The sequence below is a fragment of the Bacillota bacterium genome, assembly GCA_024655925.1.
Taxonomy (GTDB): domain Bacteria; phylum Bacillota; class DTU025; order DTU025; family JANLFS01; genus JANLFS01.
Genome location: JANLFS010000034.1, coordinates 13,278 through 29,083 on the forward strand (window position 1 = coordinate 13,278; position 15,806 = coordinate 29,083).

17 protein-coding genes are annotated in these 15,806 nt (G+C 58.9%); 3 read left to right on the plus strand and 14 right to left on the minus strand.

Translation table 11 applies throughout. The features are described 5' to 3' along the window. Positions 1-52: 52 nt before the first annotated feature. From NUW23_06990 to NUW23_07035, 10 genes are all read right to left on the minus strand, one after another. Positions 53-907 (minus strand): DegV family protein, encoded by an 855-nt coding sequence (locus NUW23_06990; GenBank protein ID MCR4425925.1) that lies wholly within the window; start codon positions 905-907, stop codon positions 53-55. Between the two features lie 154 nt (positions 908-1,061). After that, the gene (locus NUW23_06995) at positions 1,062-1,613 is read right to left on the minus strand and encodes a Fe-S-containing hydro-lyase (GenBank protein MCR4425926.1); all 552 of its coding nucleotides are present in this window, start codon (positions 1,611-1,613) and stop codon (positions 1,062-1,064) included. A 50-nt stretch (positions 1,614-1,663) separates the two neighbouring features. Next, positions 1,664-2,509 (minus strand): fumarate hydratase, encoded by an 846-nt coding sequence (locus NUW23_07000; GenBank protein ID MCR4425927.1) that lies wholly within the window; start codon positions 2,507-2,509, stop codon positions 1,664-1,666. A gap of 156 nt (positions 2,510-2,665) precedes the next feature. After that, positions 2,666-3,877: an isocitrate dehydrogenase (NADP(+)) gene (gene icd / locus NUW23_07005; protein MCR4425928.1), complete on the minus strand. Its 1,212-nt coding sequence runs from the start codon at positions 3,875-3,877 to the stop codon at positions 2,666-2,668. Between the two features lie 50 nt (positions 3,878-3,927). Then, entirely contained in the window at positions 3,928-5,430 is a 1,503-nt protein-coding gene (locus tag NUW23_07010) for a tripartite tricarboxylate transporter permease (GenBank protein MCR4425929.1), read from the minus strand. Between the two features lie 19 nt (positions 5,431-5,449). Then, entirely contained in the window at positions 5,450-5,923 is a 474-nt protein-coding gene (locus tag NUW23_07015) for a tripartite tricarboxylate transporter TctB family protein (GenBank protein ID MCR4425930.1), read from the minus strand. Between the two features lie 85 nt (positions 5,924-6,008). Further along, positions 6,009-7,016 carry a tripartite tricarboxylate transporter substrate binding protein gene (locus NUW23_07020; protein ID MCR4425931.1) on the minus strand — a complete coding sequence of 336 codons (1,008 nt, stop codon included), beginning with the start codon at positions 7,014-7,016 and terminating at the stop codon, positions 6,009-6,011. Next, positions 7,013-7,171 carry a hypothetical protein gene (locus NUW23_07025; GenBank protein MCR4425932.1) on the minus strand — a complete coding sequence of 53 codons (159 nt, stop codon included), beginning with the start codon at positions 7,169-7,171 and terminating at the stop codon, positions 7,013-7,015. Before NUW23_07025 ends, NUW23_07020 begins: the two co-directional genes overlap by 4 nt. Next, positions 7,152-9,131 (minus strand): aconitate hydratase, encoded by a 1,980-nt coding sequence (locus NUW23_07030; GenBank protein MCR4425933.1) that lies wholly within the window; start codon positions 9,129-9,131, stop codon positions 7,152-7,154. Before NUW23_07030 ends, NUW23_07025 begins: the two co-directional genes overlap by 20 nt. Positions 9,132-9,183: 52 nt before the next feature. Further along, the gene (locus tag NUW23_07035; protein ID MCR4425934.1) at positions 9,184-9,897 is read right to left on the minus strand and encodes a GntR family transcriptional regulator; all 714 of its coding nucleotides are present in this window, start codon (positions 9,895-9,897) and stop codon (positions 9,184-9,186) included. Positions 9,898-10,230: 333 nt separating this feature from the next. On the opposite strand from NUW23_07035, the gene arsM reads away from it, so the two are divergent. From arsM to NUW23_07050, 3 genes are all read left to right on the plus strand, one after another. Then, positions 10,231-11,016 carry an arsenite methyltransferase gene (arsM, locus tag NUW23_07040; protein MCR4425935.1) on the plus strand — a complete coding sequence of 262 codons (786 nt, stop codon included), beginning with the start codon at positions 10,231-10,233 and terminating at the stop codon, positions 11,014-11,016. Positions 11,017-11,234: 218 nt separating this feature from the next. Next, entirely contained in the window at positions 11,235-11,540 is a 306-nt protein-coding gene (locus NUW23_07045; GenBank protein MCR4425936.1) for a MoaD/ThiS family protein, read from the plus strand. A gap of 61 nt (positions 11,541-11,601) precedes the next feature. Further along, positions 11,602-13,419 carry a family 10 glycosylhydrolase gene (locus NUW23_07050; protein MCR4425937.1) on the plus strand — a complete coding sequence of 606 codons (1,818 nt, stop codon included), beginning with the start codon at positions 11,602-11,604 and terminating at the stop codon, positions 13,417-13,419. A 123-nt stretch (positions 13,420-13,542) separates the two neighbouring features. Here the strand turns inward: NUW23_07050 and NUW23_07055 are convergent, their stop codons facing one another. The 4 genes from NUW23_07055 to NUW23_07070 form a co-directional block, all read right to left on the minus strand. Beyond that, positions 13,543-14,328 carry a hypothetical protein gene (locus NUW23_07055; GenBank protein ID MCR4425938.1) on the minus strand — a complete coding sequence of 262 codons (786 nt, stop codon included), beginning with the start codon at positions 14,326-14,328 and terminating at the stop codon, positions 13,543-13,545. A 236-nt stretch (positions 14,329-14,564) separates the two neighbouring features. Beyond that, positions 14,565-14,972: a DegT/DnrJ/EryC1/StrS family aminotransferase gene (locus tag NUW23_07060; protein MCR4425939.1), complete on the minus strand. Its 408-nt coding sequence runs from the start codon at positions 14,970-14,972 to the stop codon at positions 14,565-14,567. A gap of 98 nt (positions 14,973-15,070) precedes the next feature. Further along, the gene (locus NUW23_07065; GenBank protein MCR4425940.1) at positions 15,071-15,364 is read right to left on the minus strand and encodes a hypothetical protein; all 294 of its coding nucleotides are present in this window, start codon (positions 15,362-15,364) and stop codon (positions 15,071-15,073) included. After that, positions 15,357-15,806: hypothetical protein (locus NUW23_07070; protein ID MCR4425941.1), on the minus strand; the 450-nt coding region annotated here is incomplete at its 5' end. The genes NUW23_07070 and NUW23_07065, both read right to left, overlap by 8 nt.

A 15,806-nucleotide genomic window follows, 5' to 3' on the forward strand; every position in this document is an offset into this window, starting at 1 on the left:
CCCCCGCCGGGCATCAGGCGCCTTTCGTCGGACTCAGAGGCCCTGCTGGACATCAGAAACGCCGCGTTGGATACCACGCCACCCCGATTGACCCAGGGCCGGCGTAGGAGCCGATGATGGTATTACACTCACAGGTGATCAACTCTTCACAGGAGAAACGCGATCGCACCGCCGCCTCCCACTCCGCCGCCTGCTTGAGCGCGTCCGCGTGGATCACCGCCGCGCGGATCGGAACATTCGGAGGAGTCGTTTGGCTCATCAGATCCAGGACCCTGGGAAGTAGTCGCGACGCCCCGCGGACCCGCTCCACCGGCAGAACCTCCGCGTTTTCAATGGTGATCACCGGCTTGATGCCAAGAAGGGTCCCGAGGAAAACCGACGCCCGACCGATTCGCCCACTCTTTTCGAGGTAGGCCAGGTTGTCGATGGTGAACAACAGCCTCATGGAGGCAACGGCATGCCTGATGGCGTCCCGGACTTCATCGACGCTCCTCCGAGCGTTCGCCGCCTCCGCCGCCTCGAGGACGGCGAATCCCAGCCCCATCGAGACCCATCCACTATCTACCACTTCTACGACGTTTGTGCCGACTAGCTGGGCGCCCAAGGCCGCGCTGGCGCATACCCCGCTCAACTTCGAGGCCAGATGTATGGAGAATACGTAGTCGTTGTGTTGGAGAAGGCCCTGGTAAACCTGGGCGAATTCCGCCGGAGTCGGCTGCGAAGTCTTCGGACACTCCCTTGAATCGCGTAACCTCTTGAAGAACTCTGCCGTGGACAAGTCGACCTGGTCGCGGAAGACCTCCTCGCCGAAGCGCACGTAGTCCGGGATTACAGTTATCCCGTGGGCTTGGGCGAGTTCGGCCGGGAGGTCGCAGGTGCTGTCTGTTACTATGGCAATTCGGGACATGCTATTCCCTCCATGTGCCTGCATGTTGACACCAGTGCAAGAATATCATGGCAGGAGGGTATCGAGAAGGTGCGAGAATTGAATCACAGCCAAAACAGGGCCGGCTCCGATTCCACGGACCGACCCTTCGAAAGACTACAACCCGCCAGCTCAGTCACTGGATTCTGTACGCGCGGACACCTTCCTCGTAGAGGTCTCCCCCATAGATGTCGTTCACCACGAACACCGGGAAATCCTCGACGTGGAGTCTCCTGATAGCCTCAGTCCCGAGGTCCTCGTAGGCCACTACCTCAGCCGACACGATTCGCTCTGCGAGCAGCGCGCCGGCTCCCCCGATGGCGGCGAAGTAAACGGCCCCGAACTTCTTCATAGCCTCCCGAACCTCGGTGGAGCGCGAGCCTTTGCCGATCATTCCCCGGAGACCGTACTCCATCAGGATCGGCGCATAAGGGTCCATGCGCCCGCTGGTGGTGGGACCTGCGGACCCTATCGGCCGTCCGGGCTGCGCGGGAGTCGGACCCACGTAGTATATGATCTGGCCGGCAAGATCGAACGGCAACTCATGCCCTTCCCTTATCAGGGCGACGAGCCTCTTGTGGGCGGCGTCCCTCGCGGTATATATGACCCCTGAGATGCTGACCTCATCGCCCGTTCTGAGTTGCCTCACTGTGTCATAGACAAGCGGAGTGACTATCCTCTTGACCACATTTCGCAGCCCCTTCCTCAACGTGCGGCAGGCCGGCCGGACGGTTCTTCTCAGATCACAGCGGTCTCGTGCGGTGATACGTGGCAGTTTATGTTGACAGCCACCGGCAGGCTTGCGATGTGGCACGGCAACGCTTCGATGTGCACTGCAAGAGCAGTGATCCGTCCACCCAAGCCTTGCGGGCCGATGCCGAGCTTGTTGATCTCCACGAGAAGCTCGTCTTCTAGGGCGGCGTAGGCCGGATCCGGGTTGTGACTGCCCATGGGGCGCACGAGAGCGCGCTTTGCCAGGAGAGTCACCATGTCGAACGTGCCGCCTATGCCGACTCCCACCACAATCGGGGGGCATGGATTCGGTCCGGCCCTCCTGACCTGATCCACGACAAAGCGTTTGACTCCATCCACGCCCGCGGCGGGAGTGAGCATCGCTACAGCGCTCATGTTCTCTGCGCCGCCACCCTTCGGGGCGACCGTGATTCTGACTTCCCGACCGGGGACGATCTCTGTATGTATCATCGCAGGGGTGTTATCCCCCGTGTTCTTGCGCTCGAAGAGAGGATCCGATACAAGCGATTTGCGAAGGTACCCCTCCTGGTATCCCAGCCTCACACCTTCGTTGACGGCTTCCGTCAGGCCCCCGCCGACGAAATGAACGTCTTGCCCCACTTCGAGGAATATGACAGCGACCCCGGTATCCTGACAGGCGGGGATCCCGCCGCGAGCTGCCATCCTGTGGTTTGCTAGGATCTTCTGTAAGACCTCCCGGCCGACAGGCGATTCCTCCTGATCTGTCGCTTCTTCGATGCGCTGGAGATTCTCCGCAGGGAGATTGCAGTTCGCGCTGATGCAGAGCCTCTTCACCACCCGTGCGATCTCCGACACGTCGATTTCCCGTATGTCCGATGGCTCCAATGATCTGTTGCCCTCCCGTCCTTTGCAGCGTGTCTTGAGCGTTGGGACGAATCAACCTTCACCGCGCCTGCGTGCTTCGCCGTTCGCAGGCTCGTCTCCTTCTTGGGCTTTGTTCAGCTCACTGTATGGTCATTCCCCGGATCAGCCCATGTTCTCCACCACTGCGTCCGTAAATTCCGACGTTTTCAGCTCATGCGCGCCTTCCATCTGCCTGGCCAGGTCATAAGTGACCTTCTTCTGCCTGATTGTCATCGCCAAGGATCGAACGATGACACGAGCCGCCTCTTGCCACCCCATGTACTCGAGCATCATGGATGCTGACAGGATCAAGGATCCCGGATTGACCTTATCCTGCCCTGCATACTTGGGAGCGGTGCCGTGCGTTGCTTCGAAGACGGCCACGTGATCACCGACATTCGCGCCCGGCGCCATACCGAGGCCTCCCACCTGAGCCGCGAGGGCATCCGAGAAATAGTCCCCGTTCAGGTTGGGCATTACGAGGACCTTGTATTCGCCGATCCGGGTTAGCACCTGCTGGAACATATTATCGGCAATCCTGTCATTGACGAGAATCTTGCCGTCAGGCAGCCCTGAACCTGAAAGGACAAGCTCTTCCTCGGTCACGACAACGTCCCCGAATTCGTCCTGGGCCAGCTCATAGCACCATTGACGGAAACCGCCCTCGGTGTACTTCATGATGTTGCCCTTGTGCACAATGGTGACAACCTGCTGTCCACCGTCCAGGGCGTAATTGAGGGCTTTCCGCATGATCCGCCTGGTAGCAGTTCTGCTTATGGGCTTGATGCCAAGGCCGGCATCTTCTGGGACGCTGCACCCCATTTCTTCTATCAAGAACTTCCTGAGACGCAGGGCCTCCGCACTGCCCGCGCTCCATTCAAGACCGGCGTAGGTGTCCTCAGTGTTCTCCCGGAAGACAACCACGTTAACCATCTCAGGGTGCCGGACGGGGCTCGGTACCCCCTCGAACCATCGCACAGGACGGATACAGGCATATAGATCGAGTGCCTGGCGGATGGCCACATTGAGGCTGCGGAACCCCCCGCCCACTGGCGTTGTCAGCGGCCCTTTGATGGCTACGCAATGCTCCTTGATGGTATCCAGAGTCGTTTGCGGCAGCCACTCGCCGACAGTCTTGAGGGCTTTCTCGCCGGCAAGTATCTCCTTCCATTCTATCCACTTTGACAGCCCATAGGCTCTCTTTACAGCTGCGTCGACTACTTTGCGCGTCGCAAACCAGATATCTGGGCCCGTTCCATCTCCTTCGATGAACGGGATCACAGGATTGTCCGGGACTTTCAGCACGCCTCTTTCAACCACAATCTTCTTGCCCATTCCATTCCTCGCTCCTTCTGACGGGATAGCCTTCGCGAGGGCGGCGCAGTTCATGCGGCGGCAGCCCTCGCTCGCCTGCTCTTGGCTTCCCTCATGAACGAATAGACCAGCGACAGCACCGCCAGAATGATGAACGCAAACGAAATCGGTTTCTCGAAGAACGTCATTGGGTTGCCGTTGGAGATCGTCAGTGCCCTCCTGAGTGACTGCTCTGTGTTTGAACCGAGGATCAGAGCGAGCACCAGCGGGGGAATGGGGATGTCCAACTTGGACATGGCGTAACCCACTAGTCCAAACAGCGACAGCAGCAGGAAGTCAAACGTGCTGTAGTTGATGGGGTAAGTACCTGTGAAAGCCAAGCCCAGGATGATCGGCATCAGTATGCGTTGGGGGATGTTCAGAAGCTTCACCAAGGGCACTACCAGCGGCAAGTTGATCACGAGCAGAATGAGGTTGCCGAGGATCATTGACGCGATCACTCCCCAGGCGATTTCGGGGTGCTGCTGAAACAGGAGCGGACCTGGCCGGACTCCGAGCATCATGAGCGCTCCCAGCATCACCGCCGTGGTGCCGGAACCGGGGATGCCCATGGTGAGCAGCGGGACCATGGCGCCGGAAGAGGCAGCGTTGTTCGCCGCTTCGGGCGCTGCCACTCCCTCGATGGCCCCCCTGCCGAAACGTTCCGGATGCTTGCTTAGCTGTTTCTCCAACGCATAGGCCATCATAGTGGCAATGGATCCGCCCATACCAGGCAGCACACCCACCACGAACCCGAGCGGGCTGTTTCTCAGCATCGGCATGATAGACTTCTTCAAGTCCTCGCGGGTCATCACCACTCTGCCGATGCTCCTGGTGCTGATCTGATATTTCCTGTCGACCGCCGCGTAGTTTCGAAATACTTCAGCAACCGCGTAGAGGCCTATCATCACCACTAGGAAGTCCACGCCGTCCAGAAGCTCGCCAATCCCCAGAGTGAACCTGCGCAGGCCCGTCTGGGCGTCAATCCCGATGGTGCTCAACATGAACCCAATTGACATCGACACAAAACCCTTCACAATGCTCCCTTGGGATAGGGCTACCGTTGCTGTGAGCGCGAACAGCATGACCGAGAACATCTCCGCCGGGCCGAATTTGAGCGCGGCATTGGCCACTGGCAGGGTCAGGAAGACCGTCATCACGGTGCTGATCGTACCGCCCACAAAAGAAGCTATGGCACTCGTAGCCAGCGCCTTGCCGGCTTCTCCGTTCTGCGTCATCGGGTAGCCGTCAAAGCACGTGGCAATGGCGGAGGAGCATCCAGGGATATTGAGCATGATCGAGGACCGTGAACCGCCGAACATCGCGCCATAGTAGATCGCTGCCATCGTGATCAGGGCTGTCGTAGGGTTCATACCATACGTTATCGGTATCAGCACCGCCACGCCAGTCGCTGGTCCCAACCCTGGCAACATGCCGACAATGGTGCCCAGCAACCCTCCCGCGCCGAGCCAGAGCAGGTTCACGGGAGTCAGTGCCTGGCGGAAACCCAACGTGAGATAGTGAAGCGTCTCCAATTTCGGTCTCGCCTCCCCCTCAAAACGCGAGTATCCCCCGCGGCAGGCTCACTTGAAACAATCTTGCAAACACGAGATAGGTCGTTACAGAGAACCCCAATGCGATGATGACGTTCTCAGCCGCTCGCCTGAGCGTGTTGACGAGACACATCAGAGCTGTCATGAAGACAAACGTGGAAATCAGGTATCCGACGGGATCCAGAAGAAAGCTGTAGATCACTCCCGCCAATATGGTAAGTCCTATCTTGCCATACAGCCCTTTCTTGGAAGTCAGGTCCACAGCCATTCTGTCTCCTCGCCCAGTCCTATTCGCCCGTATCACGTGGAGCGTCAGCAACGTGCCACAGAACACCGCACCCGCCCCCACCAGCATTGGGAATAGCTTCGGCCCTATAGGATCCCCGATGCTGACGTCCGGCAATCGAAATGTCAAGTACAGGTATGTGGTGCCAAGCACAATCGAAATGAGACCTGTTGCTAGATCGTTGGCCAACTGGCAGCACCTCCTGTATTAGTGTCAGCAGCTACATGAAACCACGGGCCACGAGAGCCCGTGGTTTCACAGCTTTGGGTTCGGATTACCTGATCAACCCGACCTCGGCTAGCAGACTCCTCATGGCTTCGGTCTGTTCGCCCAGATACTTCTCATATTCCTTTGCGTTCATATAGAAGGGATACTGCTCCATGTTCTTCAGCTGTTCTGCCCACAATGGATGTTGAACCATCTTGCTCAGTACTTCCTCCCAGTAGCTGACCTGTTCTGGGGTCATGCCTTTGGGTCCCATCACCCCGCGCCAGTGAGCAAACACCAGATCGATGCCTTGTTCCTTCCACGTTGGAACGTCCGGCAGCACTTCTAGCCGCTCTTCAGAGGAAATGCCCAAAATCCGCATCTTGCCAGCCTTGTGCTGCTCCAGCACTTCCCCAAGGCCGATGGTAAGGGCTTTCACGTGGCCGCCAAGCAGGGCCGGGATCTGCTCGCCCCCCGCGCCGGGGTAAACCACGAACTTGATGCTCTTGGCAGGGATGCCATAGGCTTTGGCGAGCATCAGGAACTGGAGGTGATCATCGTTGCCCAGGGCCGGACCCACGCCGATCGGCATCTTTGAAGGATTGGCCTTCAACGCTTCAAAGAACTCCTTGCCGGTCTTGTAGGGTGAATCAGCGCTGACAACAACGGTCTCCCACTCAGTCTCAAGGTTGGCCAGAACAGTGAAGTCTTTGTAGGTGAGGTCGCTTGAGCCTAGAAGGTTGTTGAGCAGAAGCAGACTGGAGTTGACCGCCAGGTAGTGGCCTGACCCCTGATGCCGGTTGAGGTAGGTCCACCCGGTGGCACCGCCGCCGCCAGGCCTATTGGTGATAATGATTGGCCGGTCCACGAGTTTGCCTTCGGTGAGCGTCCTCTGCATGATTCTGGCGATCATGTCCCAGCCGCCGCCTGGGTTGGCAGGGGCTATGATCTCGATCGTGGAAGTGGGCTTCCAGTCGCTCGCCGTCGCGCCGGCCATGTAGCCAGAACACGCAACCAACATGGCCATGGACAGCACCAGTACGCAGGCTCTTGAGATGACATTGGTCCTTTTCATCGATCAAGTCCCTCCCTTTTCTTGAACCGCCTGCTCTCAGACTTGCTACCCGCATACTCTCGTTCAAGCGCTTCAAACCCTTTCAAGTCGGCCAGCCTGTTTCTCACCTCCATACTGATCATCTCACCAGCCAGCTCAGGTACAGACTGCCGCATCGTCGGCTCCTCCGTCGCCAGCCGCCCAACGGGTTGACGGTCTCTGGGATTTGATGTAGTTGAGCAACCCACCGGCCAACACAATACTGATTTGCCGCTTTGAAAGCCCGTGTCTCACAGGATAGGTTTCATCCCTGGTCATGTTACGGAGCACGAGGGAGTCATCTGCCAGCGACTCCCGGACCAGGTCGATCAGTATGTGATCGCCGGCCTGAATATGGTCGTAATCTCCACTCTGCACGAAAACCAGCGGCAGCAGTCCAAAGTTGACCAGGTTCTGCATGTGGATTCTAGCGTAGGATTTTGCTACCACCGCCCTGATTCCCAGATACAGAGGGGCCAGCGCCGCGTGCTCCCGGCTGGAGCCCTGGCCATAGTTGGCCCCGCCTATGATGATCCCTCCTCCGGCATTGAGACACCGCTGGGCGAAAGTGGGATCCACCCTCTCGAAAGCATGCATGGCGATCGCCGGAATGTTAGATCTGAGAGGCAAGACCTTCGCGCCGGCCGGCATGATGTGGTCAGTGGTGATGTTGTCACCGAGCTTCAGCAGCACCTCACCTGCGATCTCGTCCGGCAGCGGCGACGTCCTGGGGAACGGTTTGATGTTGGGACCCATAAGAAGCTGCAGATTCTCGCGCCGTTCGGGAGGATGTATGATCATGCTGTCATCCACCAGAAACTTCTCCGGCAGGACGACTTTGATGGGTTCGCCCAGATCGCGAGGGTCGGTTATTCTGCCGGTCAAGGCGGCGGCCGCCGCGGCTTCGCAGCCTACCAGGTAGATCTCGGCATCGGCCGTGCCACTGCGCCCCTCGAAGTTGCGATTGGAGGTCCTTAGCGAAACGCCCCCCGATGGAGGCGCCTGACCCACGCCCACACAAGGACCGCACGCACATTCGAGGATCCTGGCGCCGGCAGCGATGAGATCAGCCAGCGCCCCATTGGAGGCCAGGGCATGGAACACTTGGCGCGATCCCGGCGCGATCACCAGGCTTGTCTCGGGGTGGACAGTCTTCCCCCTTAAGATCGCAGCTACGCGCATCAAGTCCGAGTATGACGAGTTGGTACAGCTGCCGATGAAGACTTGGTCCACCTTCTTGCCAGCCACGTCGGCTATTCTGGCCACGTTATCGGGCATGTGCGGCAGGGCAACGAGCGGTTCCAGTTCCGCCAGGTTGATGTCGACGTATTCATCATAGGTGGCGTCCTGGTCAGGCAACAATTCCATAAAGGCATCGGCCCTTGCTTGGGCAGCAAGAAACCGTCTGGTTACGTCGTCGCTGGGGAGAACCGAGGACGTCGCCCCCAGTTCGGCGCCCATGTTGGCGATAGTCGCTCGCTCCGGCACACTCAGGTAGGCTATGCCGTCGCCGGAATACTCCAGGACTCTGCCGATTCCCCCCCTGACGCTCAGACGCCGCAAGACTTCGAGGATGATGTCCTTGGCGCTCACCCAGGGGGCTGGCTCTCCATGGAGGCGGACACTGACCACCTTGGGCATCTGCATGTAGAACGGATATCCAGCCATGGCCGCAGCCACGTCCAGCCCACCAGCACCGATGGCCAACATGCCTAGCCCGCCGCAGGTGGGGGTGTGGCTGTCTGAACCAAGCAGGGTCTTGCCAGGTACTCCAAAGCGCTCCAGGTGCACCTGGTGGCAGACCCCATTGCCGGCACGCGACAGGAGAGCGCCGAACTTCGCCGCCGCGCTTTGGAGAAACCTGTGATCATCCGCGTTTTCGAAGCCAGGCTGCAGCGTATTATGGTCAATGTAGCTGACGGTAAGCTCCGTTCTGACTGATGAAACGCCCATCGCTTCGAATTGAAGATAAGCCATTGTCCCGGTAGCATCCTGGGTAAGAGTCTGGTCGATCCTCAACGCAACCTCACTGCCCGGAATCATCTCGCCTTCAGCCAGATGTGAGGATATGATCTTCTGTGTAATGTTTTGGCCCATGCCATTTCCTCCTGCCTGAAGAGCGCCAAGCCCACCAGTGTGATACTGGCGGTCATGCCCTAGCCTCTTGTGGTTCTTGAGTCACCCGGATTACACCAGCCTCGAATACTCTCAGGTACTCCTCGCGAGCGGCTCTCAAGTGCTGGCGCATCACCTGTTCTGCGCGCGCCACGTCGCCTTCCTCAATTGCCTGCAGAATCGCCGCGTGCTCCTGGAGCGCAAAAGGCTTCCTGGACTCCTTGGACAAGGTCACCCTTCTGAACGTGGATTGGTATTCCTGATAGGTGTCGATCAACTTGATCAACTGCGGCATTCTTGACGACTTAACCAGTATGTCGTTGAAGTGCCTGGCGACCCCAAAGAGCTCCCCGGCATCCCCTTGAACTGTCAGACGGCCCATCTCAGTCACAAGTTGGCGGAGTAATCCTATCTCCTCTGCCGTGATGTTCTGAATCACGAAAGGGATTACCGCCACTTCGAGTGCCTCGCGAATTGCATAAATCTCTATGGCAGCTTCGGGCGTGATGCCGCGGACCACGACGCCTCTCCGGGGCAGGTACTGTATCAACCCCTCCGTTTCGAGTTTCCGCATTGCTTCGCGAACGGATGTACGGCTAACATGCAACCTGTCGGCCAGCTTCTTTTCTATTAGTCGGTCGCCGTCCCTCAGTTCGCCCTCAAAGATCGCCTCCCTGAGGGTTTCATAGACGAGTTCCCTGATGGTTCTTGCATTGGAAGGATCAAAGGAAGCTAGAGGCGCTTTCATCCTAATGGCCACCCCAGAGTGGTGTAAATTTCGGATACTGGATCCTCGTATACGGTATCCCTTTCCATCTGGCGCATGCTTTTCTCCGTTGGCGAGGCTATTCCTCCCTGTGCTGTAAGTACTTTTCTGAGTACATTGTCACCCTACCTCCCCGCACTAATCCGTTAGAGGTTAACAGAACAGCATCCACTGGACTGCCTCTGGAAAGGAGGCCCTCCAGCAAGCTACACCTGACTACTGTATGGACGACACCGACGACCGCACTCTTGCATCCACCTGTCAGTCGGCCGTACAATTATCATGCAGGCCATCGAACGAGAGAGAGGGATTGTCGTGGCTGGCTCGATGAAGGAAGCCATCAAGGAAAGATACGGCCGCCTGGCTGGGCGTCTAGACGACTCCTGCCGCTCCGGCTGTGCCCCAAGGTGTGGCTGTGCTGCTGACTATTCGCCGGAGGACCTCCTGGCAGTGCCAGAGCACCTGGTCTCGACGTCCCTCGGATGCGGTAATCCGCTTATCATGGCTGACCTCAAGCCTGGTGACACGGTCCTCGATCTCGGGAGCGGGGCGGGTTTGGATGTGCTTCTCGCCGCACGCCGTGTCGCCCCAGACGGCTGGGTGTATGGACTGGACATGACAGAGGGAATGCTCGCACTGGCTCGGCGTAATCAGGTGGCTGCCGGGATCACAAATGCCGAGTTCCTGCACGGTGATTTGGAGCGCATCCCTCTCCCAGCTGGATCCGTGGACGTGGTCATATCGAACTGCGTGATCAACCTCGCGACCGACAAGCCGAGAGCGCTCACGGAGGCCCACAGGGTACTGAAGCCTGGGGGACGAGTGTCAATCTCAGACACGGTATGGCTCTCGGAGGTCCCGGAATGGATCCGGCAGAATACTGGTCTCTGGGCGGCATGTATAGCAGGGGCCATGTGTCGAGACGAGTATACCTCATTGCTCGGGCGGACGGGTTTCTCTGACATCGATGTGACCGTGACCAGAATCTTCGACATCACCGGCGCTGACCAAGCGAGCGGCCCTGAGGACATTAGGGCGAAACTCGCACCTCTTGCCAACTCACTTGCTAGCGCCTTGATCAGAGCGCGGAAGCCCGTCTGACGATCGTGGCTGAAGACTGCGGGAACAGAAGGCTCCGCGCTTCCCACAACAACCCTACCGGAACCCAACAACCCCCTGATCCGTCTCATCTCTGGCGTTGCGTGCAGTGCTCCCCCTCCACCGGCCAGGCAGCACAAATGCATCGGAATCATCCGCTGAAGGAGAATTCGTTCCGCAGTCGAATCCATTCTTCAGCCAGGCACAGGAAGCAGCACGAGGTGGCTGAGGTGTCCATCACAGTATCCGTAGGGTTCATCGCTCCATGGGATAAGGTCCGAGTTCAAGTAGAGCTGGATGAGGGCGCGACGCTGAGAGACGCCATGTTGAAGTTCCAGTCATCGCTCACGGAGATCGTTACGGATGACACCCTCAAGTTGATCGTTGATATGAAGCCGGACGAGTTTGTCAGGTCAAACACAATAATGGTCAACGGCAAGCACGTTAGATCGGAGGATAGCGCGCTCGGTGCCTTGGTCTGCGATGGGGACGCTATCCTCCTCATACCCCCGATTCTCGGGGGGTAGCACACCCAGCCCGCATTGCCCGGGCGGATGTACGACAACCCCCGCGAAGGTGGTCTGCTGGTTGAGACAGCTCATAGTCACCCTCCTCACTATCGCTGTAGTCCTCGCCGTGCTCCCCGGGTCAGTCCTGGGCAAGCCTGAGCTGTTCCTTGCCGTCGCCACCATCGATGGCCCTTCAGTGGCCATACTTGTGAGCAACTACACGCGGACATTGGCAAGGATGAACTCTCTGGATTTCGAATCCGATGTCGTGGATGCGACGGCCGTGATCAGAGTCCTCGGCGAAATCGGCATCGAGGCAGTTGTCATCGGGGATCACGACATAGAGGCAGGAGGCCTGGCCAGGTACGAGGTCCTGATAATGCCAGCCGCGAGCGCTGTTTCGGACCTTGAGATCGAAAAGATCCGGGAATTTGCCCGGTCAGGCGGCAAGATTCTGAGCACTTATGACACTTCGCTCTACGACAGTTTCTGGCGTGTCCGGGCGGAATACGGACTCTCCGCGATCATGGGCGTTGGATACCAGGCCCCGCCGCACTCCAACCGGGAACCCATGAGGCCCACAAACCCACCCCATCGTATCTTCAGGGGCATTGGACCCGAGATCATCCTGCCAAGAGGGCATACCGCCCAGAGTCACGTCGCGACTGAGGCAACCGTGTTGGCCCGGTGGGCATCGGGGGCGCCCGCAATCGTCGAGAGCAACTACGGCGTCTACTGCGCCGGGAACCTCTTCGCGAGGGCGAACCTCTCCTCCTCGGCGGTGGCGAACCTGGTCCGCAACATAGTGGCGTACCTGATCGACAGGGAAACGAAGTCCGCCAAGTTCACATCCAGGATCGCAGCACGAGTGGCATGGTACCGACCAGCGGGTACTCCTGAGGATATCCGCGCGGAATTCGACAGGATGGAAAGAGCCGGCTTCAATACAGTCTTCGTCGAGACGTTCTATCACGGATACACTATCTACCCGAGCGAAGTGGCAACGCAGCGTCCGCAATTCCTGGGGTTTGACCCCCTGCGGGTGGCGTTGCAGGAAGGGCGGCGACGAGGCATCAAAGTCCACGCCTGGCTCGAGCTATTCTACGTGGGGCCGGGAGTCGGAGATGGAATACCTGGGCCTATCCTGGAGAGGCATCCCGATTGGGCGGCAGTGGGCCTCGACGGCAAGCAGCCAGTCGCCGCGGAGTCGAATAAGTACTTTCTGTCTCCTGCTCACCCAGAAGTTCAGGCTTTTCTCCTGACGCTTGTGGATGAACTGGTGAGTACATACAAGGTGGACGGGGTGCATTTCGACTACCTGCGCTATCCATTCAGCCGTCCAGTACCTTACGACTACAACCCGGTCGTCACGAAGATGGCTGCGGCCGACCTTGGCTTTGAGCCACGCGAGGTGAGGCTGGACATATCCAGGTGGAACGCGTGGTTCCTGTGGCGGTGCAACAACCTCACGCAGTTCGTGGGCAGGCTTGCCGAGGTCATCCGTGCGAGATCGCCCGAATCCACCATCTCGGCAGGTGTCTACCCCTACCAAGATGCCCTGCTCACCAGGATGCAGGACTGGAAAGCCTGGGGGGAACTGGGGTACATCGACTTCGCAGTTGTGTTCACGTATACCCTTGACAACGATCTTCTTGACACTCTGGTGCGCGCGGCCCAGTACGCTTCCGCGGACCGGATCGCCGTCTATCCGGCGGTGGACGCCGCATCCATGCCCAGGCCGCTCACTGAGAAGCTGCTCGACCTCCTGGAGGCAATTCGCAAGACAGGGTCCAGGGGTGCAGCCGTCTTCACCCTCAATGCCTTGCCCGACGAGACACTCGATGCACTGGCCGCAGGTCCGTTCAAACTCCCCTCGTCTGAGTCGCGCGCGCGTTAACCCCGCCCCCGGCAAGATCGAAGGAAGCCTTGGACCCGTCGTGGCGACGGGGGAAAGCGTCGCAGTTCCGCGCGTCCGAGGAGTCCGGGCGACGCAAGGCAGGGCAAGACCTCGCCCGGTTGCCTACTTCGACTCCCACTGCAACTCCGATCGAAGCCCGACCGGGCAGACCCTAGCGCACCGACCGTGGCAAAACATGTCTCGCCTGTGACCTCTGCATAGATCCTGATTGGTTCGGGACACGGGATCCAGCCACACGCCATCTCCGGCCGCTTGATCCATCAGTGTGATGGCGCCGGGGCCGCAGTTGTCTATGCACATGCGGCAGGCTTCTCCCAGGCAGACCTTGTCCCGAAGCAACGGAGACGGTTCAAGCGCGGCCCGGGTCACAACCGTGGTGAACCTGACCCTCGGCCCGTATGCGGGTGTCACCACGATGCTGTTCAGCCCAAATTCGCCAAGCCCACATCTGACTGCCGCGTGCCGGTGAGACACAAGCCCAACCCGACCGGGTATCCTGTCGTGCAGATTTCGCTGGGAATCGCCGTACGTGGCCGGGAAGCTGACTGACGTGAATCCCTGGTCCTCAAGCTCGAGCACGAGCAGTAGCCCAATCTCGTCAAGCTTGCGGTTGATCACGTCATAGCCCATCTGCCCGTAGAAGTGATCCAGAAGCACTTCCTTCCTGAGGTCCCCCCTGATCCAGGGGGAATTCCCGAGGTATCTCTCGTATGCGATGATAGCGGGCGGGATCTGCATCCCGATACTGATGACGCACTCCGCTCCGGAAACCCAGTCTGAGGGGTGGTGGCCCGAAGGGGCACCCTCGAAACGCGATACGGGGCCGACCCCGAAAAGCGACGCTCCCGCCTGGCGGGCAATGACCTCCAGTCTCTTGCGCAGGTCCATGGATGACTCACCTCTCATTCGCGACTGACCGTCACTACGTTGACGCGCCTGGCACAGCCGCCATCTTTTGGCTGCAGTACTGTGTCCGAGCACATTCCTCCTCCCAAAGGGGAAGTAGCGGCTCTCTTATGGGCAATGAGTTCGTGCGGACTCACCCTTGGTAGTGCCGGTCCCGGCTGCGGCCGCGACCAACAGCCCGGCAGCGATCAGTGCACCACCGACGAAAAAGCCCCAACTCAACGACTCCCCGAGGACACTCCATCCAGGCAAAGACCCGACCACGGGCTGTACGAAAAAAATACCGAGCGCTCAAGGCTGAGCCGCCCTTGTCGTGCCAGCACAGGACGAGGTCCACGCCCGGAACACCCGGAGGCACTGTGCCGTGCGAGAAGGCACTGTTCCCGGCCTTGATGCCCGTATACTCGGACCCCAGGGAGTCGCCAGGAGTCCTCGATCACAACAAGGCCATGTCGGTCCGCGATCTCGCGAACCACATCGAGTTTGGCCGGTTGGCCGAAGGCGTCCACTGGAGGGATGGCGTTTGCGTAGGGAGTGATGGTGCCCTCAAAGGGGCTGTAGCTGGTATTCACGGTTCCGTGGTGGGCTACGTCCACAAACGTTGGCTCCGCCCTTCTCGTGGGCAATGGGATTGCCGGACGTAAGGGAATTGTGGGGCACGATGAGACGAAAGGGAGCTGCTTATGGTGACATATCGTAGTCCCCTTCGCCGATGCCGAAGGCCCTATTCCTTTACCTCCCCGTTTTGCACCAGCAACGCCTCGTATTCCTCACGCGACATTGGACACTCGATCAGTCTTCTGAATTGGGGATAGGGCAACCGGCACTGATCGGCCATCTTGCCAAGGGTGAAATCCGAGAGGTCCCTGTGTTTAGAGCCGTGACTCGTCTCGGTCCATACCGACGTCTTCTTGCCGCCGCGTGTGTAGAACACAAACTTGCAGTGGCTACCGTTTGACCGCCGAAACCCCTTCTTGCATAGTGAGCTTTCGACGTCGCTGCGCTTCTCCTCACCCATTCCCCACCGAAGCCTCCTCGACCATGCCGCGAAGACGTTCCGCGAACTCTCCCGCGTCCTGAGACAACTCCCCATGGGGTGCAAGCACATACTCCTTCCACAACCAGATGAGATCGGAAAAGAGCTTCTCCACAGCGTCTTCACGCGTAGCACCCGATGCAACAACATGCAAGTCGGACAGCTCGAATACGACATGCCCGTCCTCAAATGACGGCTCGACCGACTTCGCTCGCTTGAGAACGAGCCTCCCTTCAGCCGTTTCGATTGATTTGAGCACAAGCGGTCGAAGATCAAGGGCACGGATGTCGGAGACATTCACGATCTTGTCAGGAAAGCCATTCGCATCGAGTTGGACCCTGCCGGTCACATGGACGATTCCTTTCAGGTTCTCCACGACTAAATCCTCCAGTTCAGGGTCGTAGTAGCAGTCCAGCACGCGGCT